Source organism: Variovorax sp. Varisp85 (genome assembly GCF_047304045.1).
Classification (GTDB): domain Bacteria; phylum Pseudomonadota; class Gammaproteobacteria; order Burkholderiales; family Burkholderiaceae_C; genus Variovorax.
The window spans coordinates 34,852-52,960 of record NZ_JBGLYN010000033.1 but is presented as its reverse complement, the minus strand read 5'-3'; the positions used below and the strand labels follow the sequence as shown (position 1 = coordinate 52,960).

The 18,109-nt window shown below is 62.2% G+C and carries 13 protein-coding genes and 1 tRNA gene; 11 read left to right on the top strand and 3 right to left on the bottom strand.

Going from position 1 to position 18,109, the window contains the following annotated elements; genetic code table 11:
• Positions 1 to 187: 187 nt before the first annotated feature.
• On the top strand, positions 188 to 2,176 hold the full coding sequence (locus tag ACCC97_RS15090; RefSeq protein WP_413333578.1) for a polysaccharide biosynthesis protein: 1,989 nt from the start codon (positions 188 to 190) through the stop codon (positions 2,174 to 2,176).
• Between the two features lie 29 nt (positions 2,177 to 2,205).
• The gene (locus ACCC97_RS15085; protein WP_413333576.1) at positions 2,206 to 3,441 is read left to right on the top strand and encodes a hypothetical protein; all 1,236 of its coding nucleotides are present in this window, start codon (positions 2,206 to 2,208) and stop codon (positions 3,439 to 3,441) included.
• A 93-nt stretch (positions 3,442 to 3,534) separates the two neighbouring features.
• On the opposite strand, the gene ACCC97_RS15080 is transcribed toward ACCC97_RS15085, so the two are convergent.
• The 3 genes from ACCC97_RS15080 to ACCC97_RS15070 all read right to left on the bottom strand — a co-directional run bounded on the left by ACCC97_RS15080 (position 3,535) and on the right by ACCC97_RS15070 (position 7,615).
• On the bottom strand, positions 3,535 to 6,555 hold the full coding sequence (locus tag ACCC97_RS15080) for a YjbH domain-containing protein (RefSeq protein ID WP_413333574.1): 3,021 nt from the start codon (positions 6,553 to 6,555) through the stop codon (positions 3,535 to 3,537).
• Positions 6,552 to 7,178, bottom strand: coding sequence for a YjbF family lipoprotein (locus ACCC97_RS15075; protein WP_007835351.1), 627 nt, complete (start codon positions 7,176 to 7,178; stop codon positions 6,552 to 6,554). The genes ACCC97_RS15080 and ACCC97_RS15075 overlap by 4 nt, the downstream gene beginning before the upstream one ends.
• 134 nt (positions 7,179 to 7,312) lie before the next feature.
• Entirely contained in the window at positions 7,313 to 7,615 is a 303-nt protein-coding gene (locus ACCC97_RS15070; protein WP_413333571.1) for a hypothetical protein, read from the bottom strand.
• Between the two features lie 388 nt (positions 7,616 to 8,003).
• Here ACCC97_RS15070 and ACCC97_RS15065 point away from each other — a divergent pair, with 388 nt between their 5' ends.
• From ACCC97_RS15065 to ACCC97_RS15025, 9 genes are all read left to right on the top strand, one after another.
• On the top strand, positions 8,004 to 8,735 hold the full coding sequence (locus ACCC97_RS15065) for a LuxR C-terminal-related transcriptional regulator (protein WP_413313792.1): 732 nt from the start codon (positions 8,004 to 8,006) through the stop codon (positions 8,733 to 8,735).
• Between the two features lie 199 nt (positions 8,736 to 8,934).
• Positions 8,935 to 9,552, top strand: a complete 618-nt coding sequence (gene petA, locus ACCC97_RS15060) for a ubiquinol-cytochrome c reductase iron-sulfur subunit (protein WP_056509624.1) — start codon at positions 8,935 to 8,937, stop codon at positions 9,550 to 9,552.
• Positions 9,553 to 9,566: 14 nt separating this feature from the next.
• Complete coding sequence (locus ACCC97_RS15055; RefSeq protein WP_007835358.1) at positions 9,567 to 11,003, top strand: cytochrome b; 1,437 nt, start codon at positions 9,567 to 9,569, stop codon at positions 11,001 to 11,003.
• A gap of 35 nt (positions 11,004 to 11,038) precedes the next feature.
• A complete protein-coding gene (locus ACCC97_RS15050) occupies positions 11,039 to 11,815 on the top strand; it encodes a cytochrome c1 (protein ID WP_007835359.1) in 777 nt (258 codons plus the stop codon).
• Positions 11,816 to 11,910: 95 nt separating this feature from the next.
• Positions 11,911 to 12,522 carry a glutathione S-transferase N-terminal domain-containing protein gene (locus ACCC97_RS15045; RefSeq protein WP_007835362.1) on the top strand — a complete coding sequence of 204 codons (612 nt, stop codon included), beginning with the start codon at positions 11,911 to 11,913 and terminating at the stop codon, positions 12,520 to 12,522.
• Positions 12,523 to 12,679: 157 nt separating this feature from the next.
• Positions 12,680 to 13,255 carry a ClpXP protease specificity-enhancing factor gene (locus ACCC97_RS15040; protein ID WP_042673981.1) on the top strand — a complete coding sequence of 192 codons (576 nt, stop codon included), beginning with the start codon at positions 12,680 to 12,682 and terminating at the stop codon, positions 13,253 to 13,255.
• A 51-nt stretch (positions 13,256 to 13,306) separates the two neighbouring features.
• Positions 13,307 to 13,382 (top strand) — tRNA-Thr (locus ACCC97_RS15035).
• A 285-nt stretch (positions 13,383 to 13,667) separates the two neighbouring features.
• A complete protein-coding gene (locus ACCC97_RS15030) occupies positions 13,668 to 16,241 on the top strand; it encodes a type VI secretion system Vgr family protein (protein ID WP_042673983.1) in 2,574 nt (857 codons plus the stop codon).
• Positions 16,241 to 18,106: an esterase/lipase family protein gene (locus ACCC97_RS15025; RefSeq protein WP_007836765.1), complete on the top strand. Its 1,866-nt coding sequence runs from the start codon at positions 16,241 to 16,243 to the stop codon at positions 18,104 to 18,106. The genes ACCC97_RS15030 and ACCC97_RS15025 overlap by 1 nt, the downstream gene beginning before the upstream one ends.
• Positions 18,107 to 18,109: the final 3 nt, after the last annotated feature.

Below are 18,109 nucleotides of genomic sequence, written 5' to 3'. Positions count from 1 at the left end.
TGTACTGAGCATGGCTTCGGTTCGAAGAAAGGGAAATCTTCTTCAGTACCACGTCACCTGCCTCGACACAAACAATACACAAACTCACATCTGACCGTGGCGGAATACCCAGAACAGGGGGTGTGCCCTGGTATTTCTTCACAGAAAATGAAGAAATGAAACAACGCTTCCGGCGGGTGGAACTCAGGTGATCAATCGTTTGGCTGCTCCGCTGCTTGCGTTGCCACGTCCTGCCAAACGCTTGCTGGCATTGGCTGTGGATGCGGTTTTGTGCTTGCTGTGCGTTTGGCTCGCATTCAGTTTTCGGTATGAGCAATGGGCAACCCTGCGCGGGGTGCAATGGTCCGCGCCGGTCATGGCCGTCGTCTTGGCGCTGCCGCTCTTTGTGGTCTTCGGCTTGTACCGGGCGATCTTTCGCTATGCCGGCAGCGCTGCATTGATGGCAATCGTGCGGGCCTGCACTGTGTTCGGCATCGCTTATGCATTGATGTTCTCCGTGGTCGGCGTGAAGGGCGTGCCGCGCACAGTGGGCATTCTGGCGCCGCTGTTGCTCTTCCTCGCGATTGCGGGTTGCCGCATGTTTGCGCGTTATTGGCTGGGCGGCCTGTACATGAGCGCACTTCATCGCAAAGCCCTTCCGCAAGTGGTGATCTACGGTGCCGGCGGCGCCGGCCTGCAGCTGGCCGCGGCATTGGCACAAAGCCGCGAAATGATGCTTTGCGCTTTTGTGGACGATGCGGCCCACCTTCAAGGCAACACGCTCAACGGCGTGCGAATTCACTCGGTTGAATGGTTGGAGCAGAACGCCACCAAGCAGGGTATTACCGATGTGCTGCTGGCCATGCCTTCGGCCAGCCATCTGCGTCGCGTTGAAATTTTGAATCGGCTCTTGCCGCTGCATCTGCATGTACGCACATTGCCGGCCATGGCCGATCTGGCCAACGGCAGGGTGCAAGTCAATGACCTGCTCGAGGTGGATATCGAAGACTTGTTGGGCCGCGATCCGGTGGCGCCGGTTGCCGACTTGCTGCACAAGCACATTCGCAGCCAGGTGGTTCTGGTTACCGGGGCTGGTGGCTCCATCGGCAGCGAACTTTGCCGGCAGATCGTCCAACTTTCGCCATCGGTCTTGCTGCTGGTCGACTTGAGCGAATACGCGCTCTATGCCGTTCACCAGGAGCTCGAGGAGCTTGCGCCTGAAGTGCGCGTCATCCCGCTCCTGGCCTCGGTGTGCGATGCCCGCCGGCTGCGCGAGATCATGCATGCGTGGCGCCCTGACACGGTCTATCACGCGGCCGCTTACAAGCACGTGCCCCTCGTCGAACACAACCCGATCGAAGGCGTGCGCAACAACGCGATCGGCACGCTCACCGCGGCGCAAGTGGCAATGGAGTGCAAGGTCCGGCGCTTCGTGCTGGTCAGCACGGACAAGGCTGTTCGACCGACCAACATCATGGGGGCCAGCAAGCGGTTGGCTGAAATGGCGTTGCAAGGGTTGGCGCAGCAGAGTACCGAAACCTGTTTCTCGATGGTCCGTTTCGGCAACGTGCTCGGTTCCAGTGGTTCGGTGGTGCCGTTGTTCAGGCGCCAGATTGAAGCGGGTGGGCCAATCACGCTCACGCATGCCGACATCACGCGTTATTTCATGACGATTCCCGAGGCCGCCCAGCTGGTGATCCAGGCAGGCGCAATGGCTTGGGGTGGCGACGTGTTCGTGCTCGACATGGGTAACCCGGTGCGCATCATCGATCTGGCGCGTCGGCTCGTGGAGCTCTCAGGGCGCACCGTGCGCGACGAGGCAACACCCGAAGGCGACATAGAACTGCACATCACCGGCTTGCGCCCCGGCGAGAAGCTGTACGAAGAGCTGTTGATCGGCAACAACGCCATGCCCACGGTGCATCCGCGCGTGATGAAGGCGCACGAAAATTGCCCACCGTGGGAAGAGCTTTGGCGCCAATTCGATGTGCTGAAGGCAACGCTTGAAAGCAGCGACGTTCCAGCCTTGAAGGCTGCGCTAGAGCAGATGCTGGCTGGCTATCAGCCGCACGTGGAAGTAGTCGACTGGGTACACATGGAGCAGCATCGTGTGCGAGACGCGATTTCGCCACTGGTGGCGAAGGAGCGTGTCGTAAGCGGCGGAAACTCAGCGTCACCGATCGTGGTAGCGGCTTGAATTGTATTTTCTGGAAGAGGCGCATCGCCATGCAACGTCGTGAGTTCCTCAAGACGCTCGCTGTCGTCCCGCTGGGTGCCGACATCGTCGAAAGTGTGACTCCGGAGAAGTTTGGTGCGGTGGGCGATGGCATTACCGACGACACGGCCGCTTTACAGAAGGCCGTCAACGAGGCAGTGGGCAAGCGTTTGGTGCTTTCTCGGATCTATCGATTGACATCTGCTGGCCTCACGATTCCCTCAAATTCGCACCTCTTTTTCACGAATAATTCCCGCCTTGAATTGCTCGCTCATTCGGCGAAGGCGTACCAAATCTTGCGTGTGCACGATGTGGGAAACGTGCTTATTGAAAATGCAAGCGTTAATGGCCGACGTGACCTTAATAGCGCCGTTGGTGGCGAATGGGGGATGGGTATTTCGGTTTGCGGGACTACCGGACAAGTAAGAATCATTAACCCTGTCACAGCCAACTGCTGGGGCGACGGAATTTACGTCGGAAGCACGAAGACACAAGGTTATTGTGAGGACGTTTACATCAGTAAACACCAGGCTGAGAACAACCGCCGACAAGGCATGTCTGTCATCTCGGTCAAACGATTGGTGGTGGATGATCCCATTTGGGTGAATACAAATGGCACCGCGCCGCGGGCTGGTCTCGATATTGAGCCAAACAAAAATACCGATCGCCTCGATTTTATTCGTATAAATAACCCCAAGACTATTAATTGCGCAGGTGCGGGAATTGGAATTGTTCTCGGCGCTTTGACGGGTGCAGCGGATAGCGTCGTTGATATTCGAATTTCAGGGCATGAAGACAGTGGATCTGCCGTAGCCGTAGAATTCGTCAACTACGATCCGACCGCGGGCAATATTTCTGGGGTAATCGAATTTCTCTCTCCCACTTCCAAGCGTGCTAAATCTAACGGCATAGCGTTTCGAGAGTGGGGTTTGGGGCGCTTGCGCGTCAAAGTTTTAAATCCTACCGTTGTCGACAACAATACGTCAGCATCCAAATCGGCGGCTGCCAGTGCGCCAATTTTGATTTCTAGGGCGTTGGGGTCGCGAAATACCTATTTAATGGGTGGTATTTTGATTGAGAATCCGGTGGTTCAAACGCCAAATACCGCCATCGTCAATTCGATCGTCATCAATGATTTCACCGCCCGTGCCACGGCTATCCAGGACGTGACTATTCGGAAGATGGGGCGGATGCCGCCCGGTGCGCCGATGTTTATGCCAAATGCGGTTGTGCATCTCGAGCAATAACGACGGCCGCACTTCAGCTGCGTTTTGCGATGCGCCGAGTAGAGGCCGAAATCAGCAAGAGCAGCATCCGCAAAGGATGCCGCCCAACATTTGCTATTGCTGCGCCGGCCCGAAGTCCAGAATGTTGTCCCCCGCCTTGGGCTTGTTGTCGTCCGGCGGCGAGAAGCTGAACGCCCTCGGGTCCCGCGAGGTCGTCATTTCGTAGAGCGGGTTGATTCGTCCCAGTTTTGCACCACCGTCCCGCACCAGGGGAGCCCAGGTGAAGTTTGCGGAGAACTTGCTGGACCGCGGCAGCAGCGCGTCGAATGGCAGCGAAATGTAGATGCCCTTGTCGAAGCTGCCTTCGCCGAACCGCGCCGCCGACACATTGGTCTTGGTGGCATAGGCGCCGATGGTCACGCCGTTGTCGAAGCGGCGGCTGATGTCGATGGACACGCCGCGATCGCCGGCCAGGTACTGGCCCACGCTGACCCTGGCTTGCACGCCGTTCCAGCCGGTGTCCCAGTACAGGGTGGCATGGCCGGTGTTGACCTTGTAGTCGCGCAGGCCGAAGTCCTGCGCAAAGTCGCGCTGCCGCACATGGTTGATGTCGACACCCAGGGCAAACTTGCTGCGCCACGGCCGGTACAGCCATTCGGCGCCGACGCCCGCGAACATGGGTTCGAGCGCACCGCCATACACGCTGTAGTACTGGTCTTCGTTCAACCGGCCCACGTGGGTCAGCTGAAGCACCGGCATGGTCAAGCGCTTCGACGTGACGTACTCGCGCTGGAAGGTTCGCACGCGCGGCAGGTTGCTGGGCGCGGTGTAGGTGAACTTGTCGAAGTTGTCCACCAGGCGCCAGTTCAGCGCGGCATTCACCCAGGTGCTCCGCGTAAAGCGGTACTCGGCCGTCGCCTGAACGCCGAGCTGGTAGAGCACGAAAGCATCGGGCCCCCCCAGGATCTGCGAGAAGCTGGGCGTCAACCCGAAGAAGAATTTCTGGGGGCGATGCTCCCAGGCAGCCATCGCGGGTTCGGTGGGCTGCGAGGTGCTCGTTGCCGCGGTTGTGGCTGGGTTCTTCGACGGAAACTCGAGGAGCCGGTCTTCGCTGTTGTCCTGCGGCGGTGCGTACTCGCGTTGGCTGACGGCCCGTTTCTCGGCGGGCGTTTGTGCCTGGTAGTGCGCCGTCACCCATTCGGCTCTGTCGACGACCTGTGCGTGCATGGCCAGGCCGCGTTCGTTGTAGTGCAGGATGAACGTCTTTGCCGACGCCGGTGCATCGCGATGCAGCACGGCAATGATCTGCTGCACGCGCGCTTCGCGATAGACGGTGTTGCTCTCGGTGATCCAGACGTGCAGGCCGCTGCCTTGCGGGGCGATGCGCTGGACCGTCCATTCGGTTCGTGACTCGATCTCGGCAGCCGTGGATGCCCACCCGGGTGGATTCGCGGGTGCTTCCGGTGTAAAGCGTGGCTGGGGCGGATCGGCGACCTTGCTGGATCGCATCGATGCGACGTTGGTCGACAAGGTGATGCCAACCATCACCTTGTTGCCGCGTTCGAAGCCGGCACTGAAGGCCACGTTCGGCGAGTAGCGGTACTCGAGGCCGATGTTGAAGGGGGAGCGTTGCCGCTGGTTGTTGTTCTGCGGCTCGTGCTGGTAGTCGTTGCCTTCGTATTCGAGCTTGACGGTCAGCGGCTCCCAGGGCGTGCGCCACGCCACGCCGCCGAACAGGGCCGCAGGGCCGCGGAAATAGGAGCCTAAGTTCGCCTCGCCACCTGTCGATGATGAACGACCGGAGCGTGTTCTGAATCGGCTGCTCAGCGCGATCAGCGGGTTGCGGATGTTGCCGCTGCTGCCCAGGTATCCCCAGCCGATGCCAAGGCTGAAATCCAGGTCGCCGTGGCGCTTGTTGGCAACCAGGTATTCGGAAGAAAACAGGCCTGTACCACCAAGGTCTCGAAAGCCCAGTGCGAGTTCTGGCACATAGGCGGATTCGCTCAGGAGCCGCACCTTCAGGTCGATGCTCTTGTCCTTGTTGCTCTGGCCGGTTGTGCTGGCTTCGTAGGCGCGATTGCTGATGGACGTGTAGCGAAAGCCGGCCTCCAGCCAGTCCAGCGGCTGGAACATCACGTTGAGCCGCGAATACGGGTGCACGTTGGTCAGGGAGGTCCGGAAGTCGCCGGCCTGGCCCATTCGGGCTGTGGGCGTCTGCAGCAAGCCGGTTTCGCCCCAGTCGTTGCCGCTGGAGCGGTAGGGCTGGTATTGCGCAGCGGGCTGCGGGCGCACGGATACCGTGGTTGAGGGTGCTGGCGCAGCCTGCGGATCCATTCGCGCGGGCGATGCCACTGCGAGGCTGTCCTTGCCTTGTGGCGCAGGTCCTTGCGTTGCAAGGAACTTGATGATTCCCTCAGAAGCAGCGACCAGGTCGGTCATGTCGCGCGGCGCGGCCCAGATCCACGCGCCCGGGGCCGGCTCATCGGAGGGCTGGCTGTTCCATGGCGCAACGCCCACGCGAGCGGTGCGGCCGTCGGGCTGGGCAACCCATGCCCAGTCGTAGGAGCCCACGGGTTCGCATGCCGTGACGTAGTCCCATGCGGACCGGCCGGCTTCGTGCGCCACGTGGCAAAGCTCGCCGTTCGGTCGGACGACCGCAACGGTCTTCAGGTCGGCCGGCGGCGCGACGAGTTGCTGGCCGGCGCTCAGGACCGGGTCTTCTTCCGGATGGGCCTGCAGCCATCGCGGGTCGACCACGCCGAGTGCCACCCGGCCGGTGACTGGCATTTGCTGCAGCCAGGTGATCAGCTTCAGCCGCTCGACCTGATCGGCCCGCGCCGCGAGCCGGTTCGCTGCTTCGATGCGAACCAGCAAGGTGTTCTTGAGGAATTGCTGCGCGAGTCGCTCCTGCGGGACCCGCCATGCAAGGCCGGGCGCAGCGGCACCCTCGGGCTGGCGCAGCAACCAGGTGCTCAGGCGTTCGCCGGGGCGCACGTCGGCATCGCTTGCCGGCGCGTTGGCTGCGGTTTTGTCCCAAGTCTGTGCCAGCGCACTGAAATTCGCCGCCAACGCGCAGGCGACGGCCACGTGACGGGGCCAGTGGTGTTTGCTGCGCGTGCGAATCGGGGCTCTCATGTCCCGGCGCCCGCCGGAGAGCCGGCTGCTGGCGCGGGAGGTGTCCACCGCTCGAAGCTCATGCAGAAGTCGTTGGAAATGCATTGCTCCGAGTACACGACTTGAGGCGTACCTGAAAGAAGCGAGACGGCAAAGCGCGCGTTCGGCAGCGAAGAATTTGCGGGCAACGACACGCTGCGCTCTTCATACCATTGCAAGGAGTTGGCGGCAGTCCCGGAGAGGGCGCTGTCGCCGGGCGGTGCGATCGGTGTGCGAACGACTTCATCGCGAATGCCGAAGCGATAGCCCGGCATGAGATCCCGCTCGCGCCTGTACCGCTGCTCTTGCGAAGCAGAAGTGCCCGGGTCGGCTTGCCATGAAGGAAGTGAAGAGAAGCGCACGGTGCGCCAGTCGATGCTGAGGCCGGTGGTCCCTGCCAAGTGGCCGTTCAGGAGCTTGACGACCTCGCCGGAGCTGCTGTACCAGACTTCCACCGGCCCTTCGGCGCGCCTGTCGACATAGCCGAGGACCATGAAAATGGTTCGGCCGTCAATGACGGTTTTCAGGTAGCGGTAGTTGGGATTGAAGTTGGGTTGCGCCGATTCGGGTGCACCTCGATAGAGGAGGCGAGCCGTATCCAACATGGCAGAAGATCCGGAGGAGCAACCGCCAACGCCCAAACAAAACGTTGCCCAAAGGCAACGTTTCAAGAATCGCGTGGCGGAACCTACGCGCGGACTTTTCAGCGAATGCCCTCCCGAGGGGAGGGCACGCAGCATTAACGCGTGCCGGTGGTACCAGTGGTGCCGGTGCCTGTCGTGCCGCCAGGGCCAATGCCGAAGCCGCCGCCCGAATTGCCGCCGTTGCTGCTGCCGAGAGCGGCAGCGAGCGCCACGCCGGCGGCAACGCCACCGACCACTGTTGGGCTCACTCGTCCGACTGCGGCATTGGTGGCGCCACCAGCGCCGGCCGCGCCCTGGATAATCTGTGCTCTATCGCTCGCACCGGGGGTTTGAGCAAAAGCAGAAGAAGTTGCCAGAACGGCGAGGGCCACGGCTGCGGAGAGCTTGAAAATCGTCATGCTGATCCCTTGGAATTCGGTGTTTATCGCAAAGAGGTTAACAGCATCATAAATGTGCCGCAACAAATTCCCCCGCCTGCTACAGCGGGGGACGGACGCAGTCGTGACTTTCGCCCGGGCGTGTTTCGCGGTGCTACGTAACGCATTCGATGCGCCGGACGTAACGGCGATGGCGCGACAAGCAGGCTGCTGCCGGTCACCGCTTGAAATTCACATTGGCAGCATCGCATTCCTCAATGAAATCAAGGCATTCGACGTGGCGGAGGTATTTGCAACTCAAAGTGCTCTGCGTAGGCATTGTTCCTGCAGTGTCTGAAACGAAAGTGAGCATTTCTAGTTTGGAGTTGTCGCCATGAGTGTTGCTTGTCATCCGTTGTCTTCACAGTCGATGCTGGAGCTCGAAGCGCCCAGGAATTCCTACGGCGGCACTTTTCGCAGTGCATTGATCGTTGAGGAAGACATCGCCATGGCCGAGCGCATGCGGCGCATCCTGGGCGGACTTGCGCCAGGTCGGCGCGTGGTGGTCGCGTCCACTCAGGCGGAAGCCCGCAACCTGCTGGCAGCGCTGCCCTATGACCTGATGCTGGTCGACATGAATCTGCCGGCCCGCGACGGGGTGTCGTTGATTCAACATGCCCGCCAGTCCTATCCCTGGATCGAGAGTGTCGCCATGTCGGCGGCCGACGACCGCGAACTGGTGGATGCCGCCATTGCCGCGGGAGCTGTGGGCTACTTGCTGACGGAGGCAGACGACGCCGAACTGGCCTTTCAGCTGCGCTCGATCGAACGTGGCGGTGCACCGATGGACTCGCGCGTCGCACGCCGTCTCCTGGGCACGATCGCGGCATCGGCCAGGACGAAGGGCATTGCTCCATTCGCGGCCATTTCGCCTCCGCAACCGCGGCCCCGGCCGCAGCCGGCGTCCGGTTTGTTGTCGCCGCGCGAACTCAACGTGCTGCGGTTGATCGCGCAAGGGTGGAGCAACCGGCAGATCGCAGAGTCGGTCTTCCTGTCGGTCAACACGGTCGAGTTTCATGCCAAGAGCATCTACCGCAAGCTCTCGGTGAAATCCCGGACCCAGGCGGTTCACGAGGCGACGCAGCACGGCCTTCTGAACTGAGGCCGGTGCGCTCGTGCCGCCTGCTTGCGGGCGGCGGCCGGTCCACGCCATGGCGCGCAATGCCCGGTCGCGCGCCTGTGCGCCGCTTCCGCGGGTTGGGGCCCGTTGAAAATCCATCCGGCGCCCCGCTACAATCCTTGGTTGACCTTGCTACGGTTAAGGTTGGCCCTGCTCCAGCGAAGAAGACAAGAGGATCCCCATGAGTGACATGACCTCCGGCTCGCCCCGGATCGACACAAGCAAGCGGACGTGGTTGATCGCATCCAGCTGTGCCGGCGTAGCGGGCGGCGTGGCCACCGCCATTCCCTTTGTGAGCACTTTCCAGCCTTCCGAGAAGGCCAAGGCTGCGGGTGCTGCGGTCGAGGTCGATATCTCGGCACTCAAGGTCGGCGAGAAAATGACCGTCGAATGGCGGGGCAAGCCGGTCTGGATCCTCAAGCGCACCCCCGCGCAGGTCGCGGAACTCCCCAAGCTGGATGGCCAGCTGGCCGATCCCCTCTCCAAGCGCCACCCCGACGAATTCACCCCCAAGTACGCGCAGAACGAGCACCGTTCGATCAAGCCCGAAGTGCTGGTCGTGGTCGGCATCTGCACCCACCTGGGCTGCTCGCCGAGCGACCGCTTCCAGGCCGGCCCGCAGCCCTCGCTGCCCGCCGACTGGGAAGGCGGCTTCCTCTGCCCCTGCCACGGTTCCACGTTCGACCTGGCCGGCCGGGTCTTCAAGAACAAGCCTGCGCCCGACAACCTGCCGGTGCCGCCGCACATGTACCTGTCGGACACCAAGCTCCTGATCGGTGAAGACTCCAAGAAGGCCTGAGGCGGAACAAGAACATGGCTGAATTCCACGAGATTTCCCCCAACGCACCCGCCGGCGAGAAGCTGCTGAACTGGGTCGACAACCGCTTCCCCCTCACCAAGCTCTGGAACGACCAGTGGGGCAAGTACTACGCGCCGAAGAACTTCAACTTCTGGTACATCTTCGGCTCGCTGGCGATGCTGGTCCTGGTGATCCAGATCGTCACCGGCATCTTCCTCGTCATGCACTACAAGCCCGACGCGAACCAGGCGTTCGCATCGGTCGAGTACATCATGCGCGACGTGCCGTGGGGCTGGCTCATCCGCTACATCCACTCGACGGGCGCGTCGGCGTTCTTCATCGTGGTGTACCTGCACATGTTCCGCGGCCTCATGTACGGCAGCTACCGCAAGCCGCGCGAGCTGATCTGGGTGTTCGGCTGCGCGATCTTCCTGTGCCTGATGGCCGAGGCCTTCATGGGCTACCTGCTGCCCTGGGGCCAGATGTCCTATTGGGGCGCCCAGGTGATCGTGAACCTGTTCGCCGCCATTCCCTTCGTCGGCCCTGACCTGGCCCTGCTGATCCGCGGCGACTACGTGGTCAGCGACGCCACGCTGAACCGCTTCTTCAGCTTCCACGTGATCGCCGTGCCCCTGGTGCTGCTCGGCCTGGTGGTGGCCCACCTGATCGCACTGCACGAAGTGGGTTCGAACAACCCCGACGGCATCGAGATCAAGGCCAACCGCGGCCCCGATGGACATCCGCTGGACGGCATCCCGTCGCATCCGTACTACACGGTGCACGACATCTTCGGCGTGGTGGTGTTCCTCACGATCTTCTCGGCGGTGATCTTCTTCGCCCCTGAAGCCGGCGGGTACTTCCTCGAGTACAACAACTTCATTCCGGCCGATTCGCTGAAGACGCCGAACCACATTGCCCCGGTCTGGTACTTCACGCCGTTCTATTCGATGCTGCGCGCGACCACCGACGACATGGTCAACGTGTTCGCGCTGATCATCGCTGCAGCCGCCATCTGGAACTTCGTCAAGGGCAAGTCGGGCATGGGCCTGAAGATCGCCGGCGTCGTCGTTGCGGCTGTCGTGATCTTCCTGCTCAAGAACTTCGATGCCAAGTTCTGGGGCGTGGTCATCATGGGCGGCTCGGTCATCATCCTGTTCTTCCTGCCCTGGCTCGACCACAGCGAAGTCAAGTCGATCCGCTACCGTCCGGGCTGGCACAAGTATGTGTATGGCCTGTTCGTCTTCTTCTTCCTGATCCTGGGCTACCTGGGCATCCAGCCGCCCGGCGTCTGGGGTGAGCTGGCCATCGGCTCGTTCAAGCTGGACATCGCGCAGACGATCTCGCAGATCGGCACGCTCGTGTACTTCGGCTTCTTCCTGCTGATGCCGTGGTGGAGCAGCAAGGGCGAGTTCAAGACCGTGCCCCAGCGCGTGGTCTTCGCCGCCCATTGAGAACCACAAGCGCCAAGAGAGCTGAGAGAAACACGATGAAGAAGAAAAGCATTTCCGGCTGGCTCGCGGTCCTGGGTCTTGCACTGGGCCTGACCTTCTCCGCGGCGGCATCGGCCGAGTCCGAGGGCATTGCGTGGGACAAGGCACCCAACAAGACGACCGACGTGGCCGCATTGCAGAACGGCGCCAAGCTGTTCGTCAACTACTGCCTGAACTGCCACTCGGCTGCCTTCATGCGCTACAACCGCCTGCAGGACCTCGGCATCACCGAGCAGCAGATCAAGGACAACCTACTGTTCTCGACCGACAAGGTCGGCGAGACCATGAAGGCGAACATCGATGCCCGCCAGGCCAAGGAATGGTTCGGCACCACGCCCCCTGACCTGACCCTGGTCGCCCGCTCGCGCGCCGGCCACGGCGGCACCGGCGCCGACTACCTCTATACGTACCTTCGCACCTACTACCGCGACGACACCAAGGCCACCGGCTGGAACAACCTCGTGTTCCCGAGCGTCGCCATGCCGAACCCCCTGTGGGAACTGCAGGGCGAGCGCCGACCGGTCTACACCAAGATCGAACAGCACGGCCATGAGGCCGAAGTGTTCAAGGGCTGGGAGCAAGTCACTCCCGGCACCCTGACGCCCGTGCAGTACGACCATGCGGTCGGCGACCTGGTGAGTTACCTGCAATGGATGGCCGAACCGGCACAGAACACCCGCATCCGCATCGGCGTGTGGGTGCTGCTGTTCCTGGCCATGTCGGTGGTTTTCGTGTGGCGACTGAACGCCTCGTACTGGAAAGACGTCAAGTAGTTCCGTCCACGCCGACCGGGCGCCTCGTGCATCCGGTCCCACAGAGTGGGTTGCCAACGCGACCCACTCTTTTTGATTTTTAGGAGTCTCTCGCCATGATGGTCTTGTATTCAGGAACGACCTGCCCCTTTTCCCACCGCTGCCGCTTCGTGTTGTTCGAAAAGGGCATGGACTTCGAGATCCGCGACGTCGATCTCTACAACAAGCCCGAAGACATCAGCGTGATGAACCCGTACGGCCAGGTGCCGATCCTGGTCGAGCGCGACCTGATCCTGTACGAGTCGAACATCATCAACGAGTACATCGACGAGCGCTTCCCGCATCCCCAGCTGATGCCCGGCGACCCGGTCGACCGCGCCCGCGTGCGCCTGTTCCTGCTCAACTTCGAGAAGGAACTCTTCGTGCACGTCTCGACGCTCGAGAACCGCACCACCAAGGGCAACGAGAAGGCGCTGGAAAAGGCCCGCTCGCACATCCGCGACCGCCTCACGCAGCTGGCCCCCGTGTTCCTCAAGAACAAGTACATGCTGGGCGACAACTTCTCGATGCTCGACGTGGCCATCGCTCCGCTGCTGTGGCGCCTGGACTACTACGGCATCGACCTCAGCAAGAACGCGGCACCGCTGCTGAAGTACGCCGAGCGCATCTTCTCGCGCCCGGCTTACATCGAAGCATTGACGCCTTCCGAAAAGGTCATGCGCAAGTAAGTAAGATCGCCCCCAGGCTTCGCGCACTTCGTGTCGCTTCGCCAACCCCCTTCCGGGGGCAACACCAGCGGCCCGGCAGAGCCGGTTCCGCGGTGTTCCGCGAAGAGACAGTGGCCAATTCGAGGCCGCGATTTCGCGATTGCACGGTACCAATTTCATGATCAACGCGCTCGAGTCGTCCTCCACCCGCCCGTACCTCATCCGGGCGCTGTACGAATGGTGCACCGACAACGGGTTCACGCCCTATGTCGCGGTGCAGGTCGACGAGACCGTCCAGGTGCCGCGCGAGTACGTGAAGAACGGCGAGATCGTGCTCAACATCAGCTTCGACGCGACCAGCTCGCTCAAACTCGGCAACGATTTCATCGAGTTCAAGGCCCGTTTTGCGGGCAGTGCGCGCGAAATCAGCGTGCCGGTGGGGCGCGTGATCGCGATCTACGCGCGCGAGAACGGGCAGGGCATGGCGTTTCCGGCGCCGGCGCCATCGCTCGGCACCGAGCAAGGCGATGTGCCGTCGTCCGCCGCATCGCCGTCGTCCCAGGGCCAGGCCCGCATGCCCTTGCGTGACGCCTCGCGCGGCACCGAAGGCGATGCCGGCAAGATCGTCCATCTGGTGACGGGCGAGGACGCCGACGAAGCCATCGACACCGGCTTGCCCGCCGATCCCGACGACGAGCCGCCGCGCCCGCCGGCCGGTGGCGGCGCCCGGCCGTCGCTCAAGCGCATCAAGTAGCAGCGGCCGGCCACCCCGGCTGGCGCCACTAGAATCACGCATTGGAATTTCGCCGCTTTAGCTCAATTGGTAGAGCACCCGCCTTGTAAGCGGAAGGTCGTCAGTTCGATTCCGACAAGCGGCACCAAATCAAAGCCCGGCATCCAAGGATGTCCGGGCTTTTTCTTTGTCCGCGGGCAAGGATCGAGGGCAGAAACCGTCCGCGTGCGATCGTTCACGCATTGCGTGTGCATTTCGTGCGAAGTGGTACTTTCGCCTGCTGTGCACGGATTCGTGGAACTCACACAATCCCCACAAAAATCGCTGCTCGATTGAGCAAGCCAATATTGCGGGGAGGATCCATGTCCATTTTCAATGGCGTTGCGTGTCAGCACGGTTGCGTCGCGTGCGCGTTCGCGCCTTCGGCGGCACCGTGAAACGCCGCGTCACCATCTCGACGCCGCTGGGCGATGCATTGCAGTTTCATCGCCTGGTCGGCCGTGAAGTCCTGAGCCAGGCCTACGCCTTCGATGTCGATCTGCTGGGTCACGGCAACACGATAGATGCCAAGGCCCTGCTGGGCGAGACGGCCACGGTGTCGGTGCAAACAGAAAGCGGGGGCACCCGCTACCTAGCTGGCATCGTCACGCGCTTCGGCCTGGCTCAAGAAGATGCGCGGCAGTCTTTCTACGCCATGAGGCTGCGCCCCTGGCTATGGCTGGCGACCCGGCGTTCGGACTTTCGCATCTTCCAGGACAAGACCGTTCCCGAGATCCTCATGGAAGCGCTCGGGCGCTATGGCTACCCCGTCGAACAGAAGCTTGCGCGCAGCTATCGGGCCTGGAACTATTGCGTGCAGCATGGCGAGAGCGACTTTGATTTCGTTTCGCGCCTGTGCGAGCACGAGGGCATCTATTACTTCTTCCGGCACGAAGCCGAGCGGCATGTGCTGGTCTTCGCCGACGACATCGCCAGCTCGCACAAACCGTTGCCTGGCGCCGAGATCGTGCGTTATCACCCCTTCGAACATGCCGGCATGACCGGAGGCACCGAGCCCAGCGAGCGCATCTACGCCTGGGAGAGCGCCGAGGATGTTCGCTCCGGCCGCCACTACACCAGTGACTTCGATTTTGAGAAGCCCAAAGCCGACCTGAAGAGCCAGCGGCAGGCACCACCCGGCCACGCCCACGACGAGTTCGAGGTCTACGAGTGGCCAGGACACTACGTCTTGAGTGGCGACGGGGACACCTACGCGCAGGTTCGCAACGAGGGGCAATTGAGTGCGCGCGCCCGTGCCTCGGGGCGCTCCAACCTGCGCGCTCTGGCACCGGGCTACACAATGAACCTGGCCGGCCATCCGCGCGAGGACCAGAACCGGCAATACCTTCTGCTCGCTGTCAGCTACCACCTGCAGGAGAACCTGCAGGCCAGCGAGGGTACAAGGGGTGCCGAGGGCTCCGTGCAGCGTTTCGCGTTCGACGTGCAGCCCACCGCCTTTGCCTGGCGCCCCCCGCGTACGACGGCAAAGCCGCGCACTCGCGGCCCACAGACCGCCGTCGTGGTCGGTCCCGCGGGCGAAGAAATATGGACCGACCAGTATGGCCGCATCAAAGTGCAGTTCCACTGGGACCGGCTCGGAAAGAATGACGAGCATTCCTCGTGCTGGCTGCGCGTGGGGCTGGGCCTGGCCGGTTCGACATTCGGCATGGCGGCGCTGCCGCGCATCGGCCAAGAGGTCATCGTGGACTTCCTCAACGGGGATCCGGATTTTCCGATGGTGGTGGGCCGCGTGCACAACGCCGACGAGATGCCGGCATGGGCGTTGCCCGACCAGAAGCACCTCACGGGTATTCGCAGCCGCGAACTCGGCGGCGGTGGACGTTCCAACCACCTGGTGCTCGACGACTTCGCCGGCAAGATCCAAAGCCAGCTCAAGAGCGATCACGACAGTTCCAGCCTGAGCCTGGGGCACATCGCGCGCATCGATGACACCGCCGGGCGCAAGGATCTGCGCGGCCAGGGTTTCGAACTGCGCACCGATGGCCGTGGCGCCGTGCGTGCGGCCAGTGGTCTGCTTCTGAGTACCGAGGCGCGATTCAATGCCCGGGCCCACACCACCGACATGGACGAGACCGTGGTGCGGCTCACCCAGGCGCGCGAGATCCACGAGGGCATGTCCCAGGCCGCGATCGAAGCCAAGGCGCTCGAACGTGGCGACCAGGATGAAGTGACGAAGGCCCTGAAGGATCAAAACGATGCGATCAAGGGTAAAGGCGGTAATCCAGGCCAGGGTGAGTTCCCCGAGTTCCAGCAACCGCATCTGACCCTGGCCAGCCCTGTGGGCATCCAGAACTCGGCACAGGGCTCCACCCACATCGCCAGCACCGAGCACAACGCGATCACCAGCGGCGGACACACCAGCGTCAGTGCGGCAAGAAGTTTCCTCGTGACCGCCAGGAACGCGGTGCGCATGTTCGCCTACAAGGCCGGTATGAAACTGGTGGCCGCGAATGCGGACATCGACATCACGGCCTTGAAGGACAGCATCAACGTGCTGGCCAAGATGAACATCAAGCAGGAAGCCAACCGGATCACGATCACGGCCGTGGAAGAGGTCGTTATCAATGGCGGCTCCAGCTACACCCGCTGGAATGCCTCGGGCATCGTGCACGGGACCAAGGGTATTTGGCGCGAGCACGCAGCCACCCACAGCCTCATGGGGCCGGACAGCCGCAGCCCGGAAAAGATGAACCGGGATGTGAAGGCGCCCTTCGATCAAGAACTGATCTTTCACCACCTTGACGACCACGACACGCCGGCGGCGAAACAGGTGTTCAAGCTCGTGCGCGATGGGCAGCCGGCACCGCCGCCCGAAGAACCATCTCACGATCTGCTGAAACCGAACAGGAAAAGCGGCGATATCACAAGCACCAACGGCACCACGCGTCTGCAACGCTCGGATGGCCCGGAAATCTACAAGGTGCGCTGGATGGGAAGGAAGAAATAATGGCCGTACAGGGGGAGGACGAGGATGCATGGCTGGACTTCAGCCTGGGCATTGGAGGATTTGCGGAAGTCGCAGTGGCAACAACACCCGCGGCGGACAAGAGAAAGGTGCATGTTCGCGTGCCGCCAGGCAAGCTTATTCCCATCGTCTTCCTGCCCGGCATCATGGGCAGCAACCTGCGCCTGTCCAAGGCCCGGCAGGCTCAGATCAGGCGTAAGAACAACATCTCATGGTGGCCCGACAACACGGGCGATGCGTTTGCGCGGCGCAATGCGAGCGCGGCGGACCGCCAGATGCGCCTGGACCCGGACGAAGTCGAGGTGGATCGCTACAAGGTGAGCGACCACGGCGGTGATCGTTTCGATGCCACCGGTGATGAAACCGTCAGCTCCGATCAGCGCCACGACAACGTGCCTGACAACCTGGGCAACGTCAGCAAGCTGCTTGTGAGCGATCCAAAGGCAGACCCGAGCCACCCCCTGGCCTCCAACCAGCAAAGCTTTACGGCTGCGCAGAAGGCGCGCGCAAGGGGCTGGAGCGAGGTGATGTTCGGCTCCTACGGCGAGATCCTCCAGTTGATGGAGAGACAACTCAACGACATGTTGCAAGGGAATGGAGACAAAGTGAAGGTTTCGGCCTTCTGGTCGAACAAGGACAGCCGCGAAGCACTGGTGGGGCGAGCGACGGCCAGCTTCGGTGGCCAGGGTGGAGAGCCGCTGACGCAGGACGATCTCAAGAAGATCGGCGATTGCTGGTATCCGGTGCATGCCTTTGGCTACAACTGGCTCAATAGCAACGGTGAGGAAGCCAAGACCCTGGCACCGAAGATCACCAAGCTCATCGAAACCTACAACGAGAACGGCTTCAACTGCCCAGGCGTGATCGTCGTCACCCACAGCATGGGCGGCATCCTGACCCGCGCCTTGATGCACCCGGACTACGGCAACATCAAGGACAAGATACTCGGAGTGGTGCATGGGGTGATGCCCACCACGGGCGCAGCGGCGGCGTACAAGCGCATGCGCGCGGGCTTCGAGGGCAGCAACAAGTCCTTTTGGCATGTCAGGACCAATGTGGTGGGAAGCATCACGCAGGGCGTGCTGGGCGACAACGGCCTGGAGGTGACGGCGGTGCTGGCCAATGCGCAAGGCGGCCTGGAACTGCTGCCCGCTGCCGCCTATGGCACGGAATGGCTTCAGGTGCAGGACGACAACGGTGCGTTCCTGAAGAAGCTGCCGCAGGGCGACGCGGTGAGCGAGATCTACACGCTGGACCAGGACAAGTGGTGGAGGTTGATCAATCCGGATTGGATCGATCCAGCGGAGCAGGCGAAGATGCCACCCAACGAGGGGGGTAAGCCCGAAGAGCGAATCGGCGTCAAAGCGACGATAGAGCGGATCAAGGAAGCCATGAGATTCGCCAACGCGATCCAGGACACCTTCCACGACCGCACCTACGCTCACTACGGCAGTGACCCAGGGCAGCCGGCCTGGAACGACTTCGTGTGGCGGGTGATCGAAGGCGATCCGGCTGCGGCGGGCGATCCCTTGACGTGGGTGCTGATCAAGGGGGAGCGCGGCGACGATGCCAAGGGCACGCTGCGCGTGCAAGGAAACAATGGCACGGTGCTCCGGCTCAGGCTCCAGCCGGCCATGTCGCCCGGCGACGGCACGGTGCCCGTGGAGCGCAGCGCCAACAAGGTGCGCGCGAAAGTCAAGTTCGTGCAGACCGGCTATGACCATCAGGGCAGCTACGGCCACGCGAATGCCAATGCGGCGACGCTGTACGGCATCGTGCGCATCGCGGCCGCCTACGATCCCGCATGGTGGGCCGCCAAGGAGTGGGATTACCCCGCGAAACAATGATGA